This window comes from Nocardia sp. NPDC056564, assembly GCF_042793755.1.
GTDB lineage: Bacteria > Actinomycetota > Actinomycetes > Mycobacteriales > Mycobacteriaceae > Nocardia.
Genome location: NZ_JBHTUR010000016.1, coordinates 1 through 15,460, shown reverse-complemented (window position 1 = coordinate 15,460; position 15,460 = coordinate 1). Strand labels below are relative to the sequence as shown.

The 15,460-nt window shown below is 67.9% G+C and carries 15 protein-coding genes; 5 read left to right on the top strand and 10 right to left on the bottom strand.

The window, feature by feature from the left end; all coding sequences use genetic code 11:
• Positions 1-19 precede the first annotated feature (19 nt).
• Complete coding sequence (locus ACFQ9K_RS31835; protein ID WP_378726755.1) at positions 20-601, top strand: hypothetical protein; 582 nt, start codon at positions 20-22, stop codon at positions 599-601.
• A gap of 261 nt (positions 602-862) precedes the next feature.
• Positions 863-3,082 carry an MMPL family transporter gene (locus ACFQ9K_RS31830; RefSeq protein ID WP_378726753.1) on the top strand — a complete coding sequence of 740 codons (2,220 nt, stop codon included), beginning with the start codon at positions 863-865 and terminating at the stop codon, positions 3,080-3,082.
• Here the strand turns inward: ACFQ9K_RS31830 and ACFQ9K_RS31825 are convergent.
• Together ACFQ9K_RS31825 and rpsA are read right to left on the bottom strand one after the other, a co-directional pair.
• Positions 3,051-3,683 carry a TetR/AcrR family transcriptional regulator gene (locus tag ACFQ9K_RS31825; protein ID WP_378726751.1) on the bottom strand — a complete coding sequence of 211 codons (633 nt, stop codon included), beginning with the start codon at positions 3,681-3,683 and terminating at the stop codon, positions 3,051-3,053. The two genes, ACFQ9K_RS31830 and ACFQ9K_RS31825, sit on opposite strands and share 32 nt — an antisense overlap.
• Positions 3,684-3,786: 103 nt before the next feature.
• Positions 3,787-5,265 (bottom strand): 30S ribosomal protein S1, encoded by a 1,479-nt coding sequence (gene rpsA, locus ACFQ9K_RS31820; protein WP_150407580.1) that lies wholly within the window; start codon positions 5,263-5,265, stop codon positions 3,787-3,789.
• 243 nt (positions 5,266-5,508) lie between these two features.
• Between rpsA and ACFQ9K_RS31815 the strand changes: the two genes are divergently transcribed.
• The gene (locus ACFQ9K_RS31815; protein WP_378727113.1) at positions 5,509-6,357 is read left to right on the top strand and encodes a class I SAM-dependent methyltransferase; all 849 of its coding nucleotides are present in this window, start codon (positions 5,509-5,511) and stop codon (positions 6,355-6,357) included.
• A 15-nt stretch (positions 6,358-6,372) separates the two neighbouring features.
• Here the strand turns inward: ACFQ9K_RS31815 and ACFQ9K_RS31810 are convergent, their stop codons facing one another.
• The 4 genes from ACFQ9K_RS31810 to ACFQ9K_RS31795 all read right to left on the bottom strand — a co-directional run bounded on the left by ACFQ9K_RS31810 (position 6,373) and on the right by ACFQ9K_RS31795 (position 9,550).
• Positions 6,373-6,969, bottom strand: coding sequence for a hypothetical protein (locus tag ACFQ9K_RS31810; RefSeq protein WP_378727111.1), 597 nt, complete (start codon positions 6,967-6,969; stop codon positions 6,373-6,375).
• Between the two features lie 61 nt (positions 6,970-7,030).
• Positions 7,031-7,183, bottom strand: coding sequence for a toxin-antitoxin system HicB family antitoxin (locus ACFQ9K_RS31805; protein ID WP_150407577.1), 153 nt, complete (start codon positions 7,181-7,183; stop codon positions 7,031-7,033).
• Positions 7,184-7,194: 11 nt separating this feature from the next.
• The gene (locus tag ACFQ9K_RS31800; RefSeq protein ID WP_378727286.1) at positions 7,195-8,079 is read right to left on the bottom strand and encodes an SPFH domain-containing protein; all 885 of its coding nucleotides are present in this window, start codon (positions 8,077-8,079) and stop codon (positions 7,195-7,197) included.
• A 115-nt stretch (positions 8,080-8,194) separates the two neighbouring features.
• Positions 8,195-9,550 (bottom strand): FAD-binding oxidoreductase, encoded by a 1,356-nt coding sequence (locus ACFQ9K_RS31795; protein WP_378726485.1) that lies wholly within the window; start codon positions 9,548-9,550, stop codon positions 8,195-8,197.
• Positions 9,551-9,620: 70 nt separating this feature from the next.
• On the opposite strand from ACFQ9K_RS31795, the gene ACFQ9K_RS31790 reads away from it, so the two are divergent.
• Entirely contained in the window at positions 9,621-10,553 is a 933-nt protein-coding gene (locus ACFQ9K_RS31790) for a LysR family transcriptional regulator (RefSeq protein WP_378726487.1), read from the top strand.
• A gap of 245 nt (positions 10,554-10,798) precedes the next feature.
• Here ACFQ9K_RS31790 and ACFQ9K_RS31785 read toward each other — a convergent pair whose 3' ends face one another.
• The 4 genes from ACFQ9K_RS31785 to ACFQ9K_RS31770 form a co-directional block, all read right to left on the bottom strand.
• Positions 10,799-11,551: an amino acid ABC transporter ATP-binding protein gene (locus ACFQ9K_RS31785; protein ID WP_378726497.1), complete on the bottom strand. Its 753-nt coding sequence runs from the start codon at positions 11,549-11,551 to the stop codon at positions 10,799-10,801.
• A 29-nt stretch (positions 11,552-11,580) separates the two neighbouring features.
• Positions 11,581-12,540 (bottom strand): amino acid ABC transporter permease, encoded by a 960-nt coding sequence (locus tag ACFQ9K_RS31780; protein WP_378726489.1) that lies wholly within the window; start codon positions 12,538-12,540, stop codon positions 11,581-11,583.
• A 3-nt stretch (positions 12,541-12,543) separates the two neighbouring features.
• The gene (locus tag ACFQ9K_RS31775) at positions 12,544-13,461 is read right to left on the bottom strand and encodes an ABC transporter substrate-binding protein (protein ID WP_378726491.1); all 918 of its coding nucleotides are present in this window, start codon (positions 13,459-13,461) and stop codon (positions 12,544-12,546) included.
• Positions 13,462-13,586: 125 nt separating this feature from the next.
• A complete protein-coding gene (locus tag ACFQ9K_RS31770) occupies positions 13,587-14,666 on the bottom strand; it encodes an isocitrate/isopropylmalate dehydrogenase family protein (RefSeq protein ID WP_378726493.1) in 1,080 nt (359 codons plus the stop codon).
• A 273-nt stretch (positions 14,667-14,939) separates the two neighbouring features.
• Between ACFQ9K_RS31770 and trxA the strand changes: the two genes are divergently transcribed.
• Positions 14,940-15,314 (top strand): thioredoxin, encoded by a 375-nt coding sequence (trxA, locus tag ACFQ9K_RS31765; protein ID WP_378726495.1) that lies wholly within the window; start codon positions 14,940-14,942, stop codon positions 15,312-15,314.
• The last annotated feature ends 146 nt before the right edge of the window (positions 15,315-15,460 follow it).

The following is a 15,460-nucleotide window of genomic DNA, read 5'->3' as shown; positions in this document are numbered from 1 at the left end:
ACTCGACCGAGGAGGCGCAATGCCTGACGTTCCAGCTTCGATGCCCGACCCGCGTGACCCGATGCACATCGACGTCGACCGGCTGGTCGAGCTGGCGGCTGAAATCGAACGGCATCGGCACCTGCTGCGCTCCGCCGCCGACGACTATCGGCGACGGGTCGCGGAACGGGTGGAATTCCTGGATCCGCCGGACCGCGACATGCGCCTCGCACATGCCGAACGGCTGATCGACGCTCTGTTGATCGACCCGATCCGGCACCTCGACCTGGACCTCGACGCCTACCGCGCGGTCCGCGACGGCGCCCCGATCGAATTCGACCCCGACCGCCGAACCTACGTCCTGCGCAGGCCGGGCCGATCCCCCCTCCCGATCCGCCCCGGCCTCCCAGAACACCGCCTCGGCGTAATCGCCCGCCTAGCCGCCCTGGGTCTGCGCCTGGAACAAATCCAGGTCGTAGCCCTCACCACCGCCCAGACAAAGGCGCCGAACGAACAAGCAGACCCACCCGCCACCACCCCGGTCGTGCGGCGCGGCACCACCAAGCCGTCCCGCGGCGGAATCCACCGCCCACACCGCGGAAGGGCACAGCGCGGACGATGATCCTCGGGCAGCCGCGTACCTTCTGACGCACGCACGCGTGTCAGCACAGCGAGTCCGTGCGCGTGAAGTCAGGAGGTGTGCGGCTTGACCTTCGCCACTCGACAGCCGATCTGCGGCGGTGTGACGGTGTGCGTTGACGTCGGGTTGGTCTGCTCGGCAGGCTGAGGCAAGTGACAGTCCCTTGCTAATTTTCCTCTCGCTTTCGTATGCTTGCCCACGGAACCTGATAGTGACTATCAGGTAGCGAACCCTGGAGGGGCGATGGCGACCATCCTCGAACGGCCGGAACATCCGACGCGGCGGCTGGGGGCGGCCGGGCGGTGGGGTGTCGCGATGGCCAGGCACCGGAGGGTGGTGCTCGGGGTTTGGCTGCTGCTTGTCGTGGTGTGCGGGGCGGCTTATCCGGCGTTGCACTCGCGGCTCGGGACGCCCGATTACTCGGTGCCTGGGTCTGCTTCGGTGGCGGTGGATCAGCTTGTCGCGGAGCACTTTTCGCGGTTCGGGATCGAACAGGATCTGATCGTTTTTCATTCGGATGCGGGTACCGTCGATGAGCCGTCCGTCCGGGCGGCGATCGATCGGGTTGTCGGTATCGCCAGGCAGACGTCGGGGATCGCGGGGGCGGTCGGGCCGTTCGATGGGAACGCCGCGCAGATATCCGCCGATCGGCGAACGGCTTTCGGCATTGTCGGCGTCGACGGAGACATCGCCGAGCGGGTGCGGATCGTGCAGGGGTTGCGGTCCGCGGTGGAGACCGGGCCGGGGGCCGAGGTCCAGGTCATGCTCACCGGGTACGCGCCGATTCAGGACGAGCTGATGCAGATCGAGACGAGCGATCTGCAGCGCGCCGAAACCCTCGGCATTCCGGTGGCGACGGTGCTGCTGGTGCTGGCGCTCGGCGCGCTGACCGCCGCGCTGCTGCCGATCACGGTGACCGCGGCGGGGATCGCGATCGCGGTCGGCGTGCTGTTCGGTCTGACCACCTTCCTCGCCTTCGACTCGCTGGTGCTTTCGGTGGCGACGATGATCGCCACCGGCACCGCGATCGACTACGCGATGTTCATCGTCAGCCGGTTCAACGAGGAACTGACTCGGCGCGGCGTGCGAAACCGCCGGGATCGCACCGCGATCGAGGCGGCCGTCGGCGCCGCGATGGACACCACCGGACGGACGGTGCTCGCGTCGGGGCTGATCGTGATGATCTCGCTGTGCTCGCTGGCCGTGGTCGGCCTGCCGATGTTGAACGGCATCGCCGTCGGCGTGGTCACCGCGGTGATCGCGACCATGACCGGCGCGTTCACCCTGCTGCCCGCGCTGCTCGCGACGCTCGGCCCGGCGGTGAATCGGGGTGCGCTGCCCGAACGGCTGCGGCCGGCGGAGGTGCGGTCGACAACGGCGTCCAGCGCCTGGGCGCGATGGGCGCACCTGGTGATGGCGCGGCCCGTGCTGTTCGGCGCGGTCGGCGTCGCGCTCCTGCTCGCCGCGGCGTCCCCGCTCACCGGCCTTCGCTACGGCGTCGACGTCGGGACCGACGCGCTCGCCGATCGCCCCTCGGGGCAGGCGATCGCCCTGGTCGAACAGAACTTCATCCCTGGCCTGCTCGCACCGATCGAAGTGGTCGCGACCGGCACCGACGCGTCCCCGTTGACCAGCGACGCCCGCGCCGAGGCCGATCGGTTCATCGGCGAACTCTCCCGCGACGACCGGATCGCCACGGTGCTCCCGCAGTACGCGGACGGCCGGATGTTCGCCGCGGTCGTCCCCCGCGCGGCGTTCGGCTCGACGGCCGCCACCGATCTGGTCACCGATCTCCGTTCCCGCGCAGCATCTCTCGGTGACGCCGAGGTCAAGGTCGGCGGCACGACCGCACTGTTCGTCGATGTGTCCCAACGGATTACCGGCCGATTCCCCTGGGTGATCGCCCTCGTGCTCGCGGTCTCGCTCGCCTTCCTGGTCGTCGCGTTTCGCAGTATCGTGCTGGCGCTCAAGGCAATTCTGCTGAACCTGCTGGCCACCGGTGCGGCCCTCGGCATTACCGTCGCGGTCTTCCAGCACGGCATCGGCGAGTCCGCGCTCGGTTTCCACAGCAGCGGGTTTCTCCAGATCTACCTGCCCATGCTGGTTTTCGCGGTGCTGTTCGGCCTGTCCATGGACTACGAGGTGTTCCTCATCCGCCGGATGAAGGAGCACTGGGATGTGCACCACGACAACGCGGCGGCGGTCGCCGACGGTCTGCAACGCACGGCCCGGCCGATCACCGCGGCGGCCGCGATCATGGTCGCGGTCTTCGCCAGCTTCGTCACCGCGAATGTGCTGGAGCTGAAGCAGATCGGCTTCGCGTTGGCCGTCGCCATCGCGATCGACGCGGTCCTGGTGCGCCTGGTGCTGGTGCCCGCGTTCATGCGGCTGTTCGGCCGCTGGAACTGGTGGCTACCCAGGCTCCGGACACCTACCGGAACATCGTCTCGATCTGATCGATGATCGATCCGATCGCCTCGGTGTAGACGTCCTTCAGCCGTCCGGCGAAACCCTTTCCGGCCCAATGATCCAGCGCCGCCACACAACCCCAGACGGCGGTGGCCGCGGCCATCCGCACGCGTAACTCGTTGGGGTCGAAGCCGGTTCGTTCGGCGAACAGCGTCCGGAACTGATCCTCGAGTTCGCGCATCTGCTTGGTCTGGCCGACCTTGATCTCCGGGATCGCCGCGGTGTATTGCAGCCGCTGCCGGATCCGCCGCTCCGCCTCCTCGGTCAGCAGCGATTCGGTCAACAGCGGCAGCAGCATGCGCGCGACCGCGATCAGGTCCGCGGGTTCGACGGCGGTGTTTCCGCCCGCGGTGCGGACCGCGTCCAGGATCTTCGGGTCCGCCTCGTCGTAGAGGACGAGCATTTCCTTGGTGCCGAAGTAGCGGTAGACCGAGCTCGGCGACACCTCGGCCGCGGCCGCCACCCGCTCGATCGTCACGTTCCGGTACCCGTGCGCGTCGAACAGATCCAGCGCGACCCGCTGGATCCGGCTCATCGCCTCGATCTTCCTGCGCTCCCAGGACGTGGACGGAAGCTCAACAGCGGCATCGGACATCATCGTTCAGAATACCGGGAGCCCACTCCGGGAAACGCCAACTCGGCCCCGGAACGGGCGAAGGCCCCGGTCCAGTGGACCGGGGCCTTCGGCACAGTGCCTATCAGGCGTTGCCGGAGAGCTTCTCCCGCAGAGCCGCCAGCTGCGCGTCGCTGGCCAGCGAACCGCCGGCCGACTCGGACGAGCTGGAGGAGGAGGAAGACGAAGCCTGCGAACCGCTCTCGGAGGAGTAGTTCGAGGAGCCGCCGCCGTTCGCGGCCTCGGCCGCGGCGTCGGCCGCCATCTTCTCCATCTGAGCGGTGTGCATCTTGTGGCGACGCTCGGCCTCGGCGTACCGGCCTTCCCACTCTTCACGCTGCTTGTCGAAGCCTTCGAGCCACTCGTTGGTGTCGGGATCGAAGCCCTCGGGGAAGATGTAGTTCCCCTGGTCGTCGTAGCTGTCGGCCATGCCGTACTTCGACGGGTCGAACTCGGCGTGGTAGTCCTCGTTCGCCTGCTTCAGCGACAGCGAGATCCGGCGACGCTCCAGGTCGATGTCGATGACCTTGACCATCGCGTCGTCGCCGACGGCGACAACCTGGTCCGGGACCTCCACGTGGCGCTCGGCCAGCTCGGAGATGTGGACGAGGCCCTCGATGCCCTCTTCGACGCGCACGAACGCACCGAACGGAACCAGCTTGGTGACCTTGCCGGGCACGATCTGGCCGATCGCGTGGGTCCGGGCGAACTGACGCCACGGGTCTTCCTGAGTCGCCTTGAGCGACAGCGAAACCCGCTCGCGATCCAGATCGACGTCGAGCACCTCGACGGTGACCTCGGTGCCGACCTCGACAACCTCGGACGGGTGGTCGATGTGCTTCCAGGACAGCTCGGAGACGTGCACCAGACCGTCGACGCCGCCCAGGTCCACGAAGGCACCGAAGTTGACGATCGAGGAGACCACACCCTTGCGGACCTGGCCCTTCTGCAGCTGGTGCAGGAACTCGCTGCGGACCTCGGACTGGGTCTGCTCGAGCCACGCGCGGCGGGAAAGGACCACGTTGTTGCGGTTCTTGTCCAGCTCGATGATCTTGGCCTCGATCTCCTTGCCGACGTACGGCTGGAGGTCGCGGACCCGGCGCATCTCGACGAGCGAGGCAGGCAGGAAGCCGCGGAGACCGATGTCGAGGATCAGGCCGCCCTTGACGACCTCGATGACGGTGCCCTTGACGGCCTCGTCCTTCTCCTTGAGCTCCTCGATCGTGCCCCACGCGCGCTCGTACTGAGCCCGCTTCTTCGACAGGATCAGGCGGCCTTCCTTGTCCTCCTTGGTGAGAACAAGAGCCTCGACCTCATCGCCCACGGAAACGACCTCGTTCGGGTCGACATCGTGCTTGATGGAGAGTTCGCGGGAAGGGATGACGCCTTCGGTCTTGTAACCGATGTCGAGCAGGACCTCGTCGCGGTCGACCTTGACGATGGTTCCTTCGACGATGTCGCCGTCATTGAAGTACTTGATCGTGGCGTCGATGGCGGCGAGGAAATCCTCGGCGGAGCCGATGTCATTGACGGCTACCTGCGGCGAGGTGACGGTGGTGGGCATATGTCGGTTTGCTCCGGACGGATTGTGGTCGGTTGCGGACATTGGAACTTTCGGTACGCTGGCGAATTCACCGCGCTGGTGTGAAGACGGACACTAGGAACGTACCGCACGTGACGCACATGAAACTCAGCGGGTGATTGACTCCGGTACGGCTGTACCTAAGGCACTCGCGCGTTCAGCGTACGCGACCTTGGTCCGGCCGGGCAAACCGGTCCGGTCGCCACACCGGGATACGCTGACGGCGTGTCGGAGGATCGCCATGCATATGCAAACACACTGCTCGGAACCGCGGGGACCGCACGCGCCCGAATCGGCTCCGCCGCTAGTCAGCGGGCCAGTCGCCGCTGGTGGGACGCCGACGCCGGCCAGTACCACGAGACGCACGCCGATTTCCTCGGTGTCGATTCCCCAGACGGCGAATTCGTCTGGTGCCCGGAGGGACTGCACGAGGGCGATATGCGATTCCTCGGCGAGCTCGCGGGCAAGCGGATCCTGGAAATAGGCTGCGGCTCGGCGCCGTGCGCGCGCTGGCTGGCCGGGCAGGGGGCGCATCCGGTCGGGCTCGATCTCTCGATGGGAATGCTGGAGCGGGGCCGCGCCGCGATGGCACGCGGCGGACCGCAGGTGCCGCTGATCCAGGCCGGCGCGGAGACGCTGCCGTTCGCCGACGCGTCCTTCGACCTCGCCTGCTCGGCGTTCGGCGCGATCCCGTTCGTCGCGGATTCGGCGCAGGTGATGCGCGAGGTGGCCCGGGTGCTGCGGCCCGGCGGGCGCTGGGTGTTCTCGGTGAATCATCCGATGCGCTGGATCTTCCCCGACGATCCCGGTCCGGCCGGGTTGACCGCCGCGATCCCCTACTTCGATCGCACGCCTTATGTAGAGGTCGACGCCGAAGGCGAGCCGACCTACGTCGAACACCACCGCACCGTCGGCGATCGGGTTCGCGAGATCGTCGGAGCCGGACTGCTGGTGATCGACATCGTGGAACCGGACTGGCCGGAATGGCTCGACCGCGAATGGGGCCAGTGGAGCCCGCTACGCGGCGAGATCTTCCCCGGCACCGCCATCTTCGTCACCGAGAAGCCCGCATAGCCGAGCCGCCGCGGATCAGGTGCGCGGGCCGGTGAATGGGGGCAGCGCGGCGAAGGCGGGCGCCAGGCGAGCGGTGGGGACGGTGCGGGCGACCCAGCGGCGGGCTCGGGTGAGCGGGTGGTCGGGGAATTGGTCGTCCCAGCGGATTTCGTCGGCGGCGTTATAGGGCAGGCGACCGCTGAGGCCGGGCGCGTACGGGTGCGGCGGGAACATGTGCTCGTAGCCGATCCGGGTCATCAGCACGGCCTCGCGGACGCCGGTGGTGCCGGTCTCCGAGCAGAGGATCTGGAAGACCGCGCTGCACCGATCCTTCGGCACGATGATCGACGCGACGAACGCCAGGCCGTGCTGCTGATTCGGCAGCGGAAACTTCTCCATCCGCAGCAATGCGGGCTCTCGGTCCACCCAGATGACGAAAGCCTCGATCAGGCAACCGGATTCGGCGGACCGCTCGGCCAGCCCCCGCCGCAACACATCCACGTCGTCCAGCGGGGCGGGCAGGTCCGGAGTCAGGTCGAAATAGTTCGTCGTCACCATGTCCCCGGTACTCGGATCGCGCCACGAGTTGCCATCGACCGGCTGTAGTCCGTTGGTATCGAACGAGATCGGCACACCTCACCGTAACCACCCTCGCGTTCAGCGAAATGCGCACCCTCGCGGGTGCGCATTTCGGCTACTTCGGTTTGCGGCCCGCCTGCTCGAGCGCCAGCCGCAGGGCGTATTCGATCTGGGCGTTGATGCTGCGCAGGTCGTCGGCCGCCCACTTGGCGATGGCCTCGTGGATCGCCGGGTCGAGCCGTAGCAGGAGCTTCTTGCGCTCAGCCATGGCGCCGCCGCTCAGTTGTAGAGGGAGCCGGTGTTCACGACGGGCTGGATGGCTCGATCACCGCAGAGGACGACCAGCAGGTTCGACACCATGGTGGCGCGGCGCTCCTCGTCCAGTTCCACCACCCCCTGCTCGGTGAGCCGGTCCAGCGCGAGACCGACCATGCCGACCGCGCCCTCGACGATCTGGGTGCGGGCGGCGACCACCTGGGCGGCCTGCTGCCGGACCAGCATGGCCTGGGCGATTTCCGGTGCGTAGGCGAGGTGGGTGATGCGGGCCTCGAGCACCTCGATGCCGGCCAGCAGCGTGCGCTCGCGCAGTTCGACGGTGAGTTCCTCGGCCACCTCGGCGCCGTCGCGCAGGCTGGTGCGGGTGTTGTCGTGCGAGTCGTAGGGGTGCGAGGTGGCGAGGTGGCGGACCGCGGCCTCGGACTGGGTCTGCACGTACTCCTCGTAGTCGTCGACGGCGAACGCGGCCTTGAAACTGTCGACCACGCGGTAGACCACGACGGCGGCGATCTCGACCGGGTTGCCGTCGGCGTCGTTGACCTTCAGCTTCTGCGTCTCGAAGTTACGCACGCGCAACGAGATTCGCTTGCGATCGGTCAGCGGCAGCACGGAGAAGAAGCCCGGTTCGCTGACCGAACCGACGTAGCGGCCGAAGAACTGGACGACCTGCGCCTCGTTCGGGTTCACCACGACCAGCCCGGTCGCCGCGAGCAGCAGCACGAGCACCACGAAGCTGGCCACGATCGCGCCGACCAGCGCGGGCACGTTGTGATTCTGCGCCATCGCGACGTAGCCGAGCGCGGCCGCGCCACCGAAGACGAGGGTGAGCACCAGCCAGGCCACCAGCACCGAGAAGCCGTTGACGTGGAATGCGGGCCGAAGCTTCATGACATCCTCCAAGTATCAAAGTGATATCACGAAGATAGCAGAGGATCGGCGGCGACGGCACCACCGAAAAGCCCCGGGCGCCTCGCCGGCGGCGAGGCGTCCGGGGCACGGCGGATCACCGGGCCGCGGGGCGGATGTTGCGGTTGAAGCGGAACATGTTGTGCGGGTCGTACTTTGCCTTCAGTTCCGCCAGGCGCGGGTAGGTGTCGGCGGCATAACCGGCCCGGGTCTGGGCCTCGTCGGCCTCGGCGCCCGCGCCGTAGAGGAAGTTGAGGCTGTGGCCGATGGTCCACGGGGCGAGCGCGGTGCGGACCTTGTCCTTGGCCGCGGTGTCGTCGTCGGGGTCGGTGATGACGCGGACGATGTAGGCGGCGTCACGATGGTCGACGACGGTGCCGGTCCGGCTCGGGGCGCTCAGCGCGCCGCCGAGATGACGGATGTCCACGACCGCGCCGGCGCCGGACTCCGGACCCGCGGCGGACAGCAAGGCGGACAACGTTTCTCCGTTCAGCTCGCGGAGCAGCGCGTTGGTGGCGGCGTAGGCGTGCGGGTGGTCGGGGTCGCTGTGGATGGTGTGCGATGCGGTGTAGGACATCGTCCGCAGGTCGTCCTTCAGGCGATCGCCCACCGCGCGCAGCGGAGCGACCAGGCGCTCGCCTTCCTCGGCGGAACCGTTGAACGCTATGCGGAACGACGCGACGTAGCGGCCGCGCAGCGGGGCCGGAACCTGCGGGATGTCGGGGAAGGCCAGCATGGCGACGGTGGAGGTCAGTTCGTCGGGAACCGTGGTGGTCCACTGCCGCCAGACCTCCAGCGCCTGCTCGACCAGCGGGGTGTCGAACATGAGCTGGCCGCCGTACACCTCGGTGACCGGCAGCAGGCCCAGCTCGAGCGCGGTGACCACGCCGAAGTTGCCGCCGCTGCCCAGGACCGCGCCGAACAGTTCGTCGCCGGGGACCAGCCTGCGCACCCGGCCGTCCGCGGTGACCAGTTCGATGGCTCGGACGTGCTCGGCGGCGTAGCCGAATTCCCGTGCCAGCAGGCCGGTTCCGCCGCCCAGGAGATAGCCGATCACGCCGACCGACGGCGAGGAACCGTTCAACGGCGCGAGTCCGTGCACCGCGGCCGCCTCGACCAGGGCGCCGGCGCGAACACCGGCACCGACGCGGGCGGTGCGGGCCTCGGGGTCGATGTCGAGGGTGGTCATGCGGCGGGTGCTGATCAGCACGCCACCGTCGGCCGCGACCGACAGGCCGTGCCCGGTCGCCTGCACCGCGACGGGAAGACCCTGGCGCGCAGCGTATTCCACCGCGGCGCGGACGTCCTCGGCGTGCACCGCGCCGACGACCAGCGCGGGCCGGTGCGTATCGGCGGTCTGAAAGCCGGCGACCTCCTCGTCGTATCCGGGGTCGCCCGGACGGAAGACCGGGCCGGTGAAGGTGTCGGTGAGGTTTTCTGCGTTGGTTGCCATGCCTCGACGATGCTCCGCGTTGATCTAGAAGTACAACAGATAGTTCTTCTGGCAACTAGAATCATCAGTTATGGAACTGCGTCAGCTCCGCTATTTCGTCACCGTGGTGGAGGAAGCCAACTTCACCCGCGCCGCCGCCCGCCTGCACCTGGCGCAGCCCGGATTGAGCGCGCAGATCCGTCAGCTGGAACGCGAGCTCGGGCAGCAGCTGCTCGACCGGGGCGGGCGCACGGTCACGCCGACCGAGATCGGGGCGGCGGTGTTGAAGCACGCGCGGGCCGCGCTCGACGCGACCGAGCGCATCACCGAGACGGTGGACGAGTTCGCCGGGCTGCTGCGCGGGCATGTGCGGGTCGGGTTGATCTCCGGGGCCGCCACCGAGGAACTCGATGTCGCGTCCGTCCTCGCCGACTTCCACGACGACCATCCGGAGGTCGGCATCAGCCTGACCGAGGACACCTCGGAACAGATGCTCGCCGCACTGAGCCGGGGCGATCTGGACGTCGCCTTGATCGGAATGACGGGTGCGCCAATGGATTCCGGTATCGGAGTAGACGTGGTGCTGGAAACCGCCGTGGTGGCCGCGGTCGCCGCCGACGATCGGACGCACGGCGACGACATCCCGTTGATCGAGCTCCGCGACCACTCGCTGATCTGCCTGCCGCCCGGCACCGGGCTCCGCGGCGTCTTCGAACGCTCTTGCGCGGCGGTGGGATTCGTCCCGAACATCGCCTTCGAGGCCGCCGCTCCCCCGCTGCTGCTCCAGCTCGCGTCCCGCGGACTCGGCACCGCCGTGGTGCCCGGGCTGACGCCGGACGAGGCACGGGCTTTCGGCGTCCGCACGATCCGGATCGTCCAACCGGAGCTGCGCGGGCGACTCGCCCTCGTCTGGCGTACCGACCGCCCGGCCGGCCCCGCCGCCAAAGTGCTACTGGGCCAACTACGTATCGCCTTGGGCGGCAAAGCGAAGACACAGCGAACCGCTGCGCAACCCACACCCTGAACGGTTACGCAGCTCCACCGTGCGGTCGATTCCCGGGTTCCACGCATCTGGGGATCGGCCCCATTTGCGGCCGCACCGGAACGACGTGCGAAGCCGGAAGAAGACGCTGGATCCCGAACAGCGCCTGCCTGTCTCGCAACACCCAGTGCGACGCACAGAGCGCCCATGCGGTCAGCGCGGGATTCTCCGACCCCGCGGACCGCATGGACGCTCAGTGAGGCGCACAGGCCCCCGGAACGGCCGCCTCAGAGCAGCCGGGACAGGAACGCTTGGGTTCGTTCGTGTTTCGGGTTGGCCAGCAGGTCGCGCGGCACCCCCGCCTCCACGATCACGCCGCCGTCCATGAAGACCAGCTTGTCGGCCACCTCACGGGCGAAACCCATTTCGTGCGTCACCACGACCATGGTCATGCCGGACTGGGCCAGCTCGCGCATGACCTGGAGCACCTCGCCGACGAGTTCCGGATCGAGCGCCGAGGTGGGCTCGTCGAACAGCATCAGCTTGGGATCCATGGCCAGCGCGCGGGCGATGGCCACCCGCTGCTGCTGCCCGCCGGACAGCTGCGCCGGATAGGCATTCGCCTTCTCCGCCAAGCCGACTCGGTCGAGCAGCTCCTGCGCCTTCGCCACGGCTTCGGCCTTGGGCACCTTCTTGACCTGGATCGGCGCCTCGATCACGTTCTCCAGCACCGTGCGATGCGGGAACAGATTGAAATGCTGGAACACCATGCCGATTTCGCGGCGCTGCCGGGCGGCCTCGCGCGGGTGCAGCTCGTAGAGCTTGCCGTTCTTCTCCTGGTAGCCGACGAGCTCGCCGTCCACGTAGAGCCGGCCGGCGTTGACCTCTTCGAGGTGGTTGATGCAGCGCAGGAAGGTCGACTTGCCCGAACCGGAAGGCCCGATCACGCACAGCACCTCGCCGCGGCCGATCTCCAGCGAGACGCCCTTGAGCACCTGCAACGCGCCGAAGTTCTTGCACACCCGGTCGGCGAGGATCATGGGTTGAGCGTCTTTGACGCTGTCCGTGCTCATTTCGCCTTCACAATCGTCTGGGCATCGGCAAGGTCCTGCAACTGCTTGCCGGTCAGCTGCCGGGACAGGCCGCGCGAGTAGTAGCGCTCCAGGTAGTACTGCCCCACCATCAGCACGCTGGTGATCGCGAGGTACCAGGTCGCGGTGACCAGCAGCAGCGGGATCGGCTGGAAGTTCACCCCGTAGATCTCGCGGGCGCGGCCGTAGAGGTCGGTGCTCAGCGGAAGCGCGGTGACCAGCGAGGTGGTCTTCAGCATGCCGATGAGCTCGTTGCCGGTCGGCGGGATGATCACCCGCATGGCCTGGGGCAGCACCGTCCTGCGCATGGTCAGGCTCCAGGACATGCCCAGCGCGGTCGACGCCTCGCGCTGCCCCTCACCGACGGAATTGATTCCGGCACGGACGATTTCGGCCATGTAGGCGGCCTCGTTGAGGCCGAGGCCGATCACCGCGAAGGCGAACGCCGCCTGCATGCTCTGCACGTCCAGGTCGATCAGGTGCGGCCCCCAGGGGATGCCGAGCACGATGTGCTTGTACAGCGAGGGGAACAGGCCCCAGAACACCAACTGCACGAAAACCGGTGTGCCACGGAAGATCCAGAGATACACCCAGGCCGCGGCGCGCAGCACCGGGTTCGGTGACAAGCGCATGACCGCGAGCAAGGTACCCAGCGACACGGCGATCGCCATGGCGAGCACGGTCAGCTCGAGGGTGACCACCGCGCCGTTGACGATCCTGCTGTCGAACAGGTACTTCCGGTAGGTCGACCACTGGTAGGCGTCGTTGGTCGCGGCGCCGTAGAGGAAGAGTCCGACGAGCACCAGGATGACCGCGGCGGCGATCCACCGGCCGGGCCTGCGCAGCGGAACCGCTTTGATCGGTTCCGGCTCCTGGGATGGGTCCGCCGCGCCGGGCCCGGGGTCACCGGGCGCCGGCATGGTTTCGTTCGACGTCATCGATCAGCTCGTTGCGCCGTTGACGACCGACTTGGTGAGTGCGCCTTCCTCGACGCCCCAGTTCTTGGCGATCTCCAGGTACTTGCCGTTGTCGATCAGGCTCTGCACGGCCTTCTGCAACACACCGGCCAGCGGCGAACCCTTCGGCGTGGCCCAGCCGTAGAGCGCGGCACCGTACGCGGCGCCGGCCTTCTCGATCTTGCCGTCGCTCTTCTGGATCGCGTACACGGTCACCGGCAGATCGGCGGCCATGCCGTCGACCTGGCCGAGCACCAGCGCGTTGGTCGCGGCGCTCTGCTCCTCGAACGACTTGATGTCGATGGCGGGCTTACCCTCGGCGACGCACTTCTTGCTCCTGTCCGGAAGTTCGTCGGTGTCCTGAATGGTGGTGGCCTGCACCGCCACCCGCTTACCGCAGGCGTTGTCCGGGTCGATCGGCTTGCCCTTTTGCTGCGCCCACTGGGTGCGCACGTTGAAGTAGGTCGCGAAATCGACCTGCTCCTCGCGCTCCTTGGTATCGGTGATGGAGGACATGCCCACGTCGTAGGTGCCCGCCTGGATCGTCGGGATGATCTTCTCGAAGGCGGACTCGAGGTACTCGGCCTTCACGCCGAGGGTGGCGGCGACGGCATCCATCAGGTCGACGTCGTAGCCGACGATCTTGCCGCTCGGGTCCTTGTACTCGTTGGGCTGGTAGGGCACGTTGACGCCGACGACGAGCTTGCCGGACTGCTTGATCTTGTCGGGGAGCTGCGCCGCGATGGAGTCGACCTTGTCGACCTTCACCTTCTCGACCGCTGGTCCGGAGTCTTCGGAATTACTACAGCCCGTCAGGGCGAGTGCGCCTACGGCGAGTACGCACACCGCCTGCAGGGCGCGCCTGCCAAGAACCGATCGAACAGACACAGCAGCCCTCCACATTTCGGATTCAAGAAACCCGGGTGTCACCACCCGTTGGCAATCTAAGCGACCGAGACGCTTCGTGCTGGACAGTAACGGAACTTTCATCCGTTCCTTGCTGAACACTCCGGGCTAGCACACTCTGACTACCGGCGGTGGACCCTAGCACAAACTTGTTCGGTGAACTCGCTGGTCGACGCCAGTCCGCCCAGGTCCGCGGTGGCGATGCCCGCTTCGAACGTGGCCGCGACGGCTCGTTCGACCCGCTCGGCGGCGTGCAGCAGTGCGCTTTTGCTATCGCGAGTCCCCAACCACCGCAACAGCATTGCCGAGGACAGTTGCAGCGCGGCGGGGTTCGCGCGATTGTGTCCGGCGATCGTGGGCGCCGCGCCGTGCACGGCCTGGGCCATGGCGTGGGTGGCCGAGCAGTTGAGCGAAGCGGCCAGGCCGAGCGAGCCGCTCAGCTCGCCGGCGAGGTCGGAGAGGATGTCGCCGAAGAGGTTCTCGGTCACCAGGACGTCGTAGTCGGCGGCGGCGCGGACCAGATGGGCGGCCGTCGCGTCGACGTGTTCGTCGGTGACTTCGACGCCGGGGTAGGCGTGGGCAATTTCATAGCAGACGTCGCGGAACAGGCCCATGGTCATCGGCAGCACATTGGCCTTGTGCACGATGGTCAGCCGTTTGCGCCGGGCCGAAGCGAGCCGAAACGCCTCGTGGGCGATCCGCGCACAGGCCTGCCTGGTCACGACGCCGACCATCATGGCGACGTCCTCGGTCGGGCGGAACTCCCCCGACCCGGCGAACATGTTGCGATCGGCATAGAAGCCTTCGCTGTTCTCCCGGACGATCACCAGGTCGATCTTCGGCGCGATGGCCCGGATCCCGGCGAACGCGCGGGCCGGGCGGATGTTGGCGTAGAGCCCGAACCGCTTGCGGATGGCGCCGCCCGGCGCCACCGCGGTGCGGTGTTCGGCCGGGTAGGAGGCGTTGTCGTGCGGGCCGAGGATCCAGGCATCCAGGCCGTCGAGCGCGGTCAGGGTCGGTTCCGGCAGCGGGTCGCCGTGTTCGGCGATGGCCCGGTGCCCCATGAGCAGCGGCACCCAGTCGATCGGCGCGGCGCCGGCCGCCGCTATCGCCTCGTCGACGACCTGTCGCGCGGCGCGGACGACCTCGGGTCCGATGCCGTCGCCGTCGATGAGGCCCAGCCGCAATGCGGTTTCGGTCACGACTTCGGACCTGTCGTCATGGGTCGCACGCCACACTCGTTCACCGCCTCATCTTCGCGCCGCGCCCGGAGTGCCGGCGAACCGACCCACCGTGCGCGCGGACCGCTATGTCCTGGAGATCGGATCACGGGGTGTCAGGCGGCGCTCGCCGGGGAAGAACCGTAGTAGGGACGGTCGGCGATCGCGGGTGAGTAATGTCCGCGCGCCATCGACCGTGGAAGATATAGGCAACTGTCGGCGTTGTAGCTGGCACACCGTATACGAGAGGACGTCATGGCCACCCAGACGCTGACCCAGCAGAATTTCGATGAGGTAGTCACCGGAAACGACGTGGTACTCGTCGATTTCTGGGCGGAGTGGTGCGGCCCGTGCAAGAGCTTCGCGCCGACCTTCGAGGCCTCTTCGGAGAAGCACGCCGATGTCGTGCACGGCAAGGTCGACACCGAGTCCGAGCAGGGGCTCGCGGCCGCCGCCAACATCCGCTCCATCCCGACCATCATGGCCTTCCGCGAGGGCGTGCTGGTGTTCGCGCAGCCCGGCGCCCTGCCGCCCGCCGCGCTGGAAGACCTGGTCACCCAGGTGAAGGAGCTGGACATGGACGAGGTGCGCAAGCAGCTCGCCGAGCAGCAGGCTGGCGCCGAGCAGTAACCACGCCGAACTGAAAAGGGCCGTTCCGCTCAGCCGAGCGGAACCGGCCCGTTTTGGGGGGGGGGCCGTACCGGCGTGTTTTCGGCCGCCAACAAAGCGCGCAACCGGGCGTGGGCGCGGGGGGCGGGGCCGGCCCCGCCCCCCCC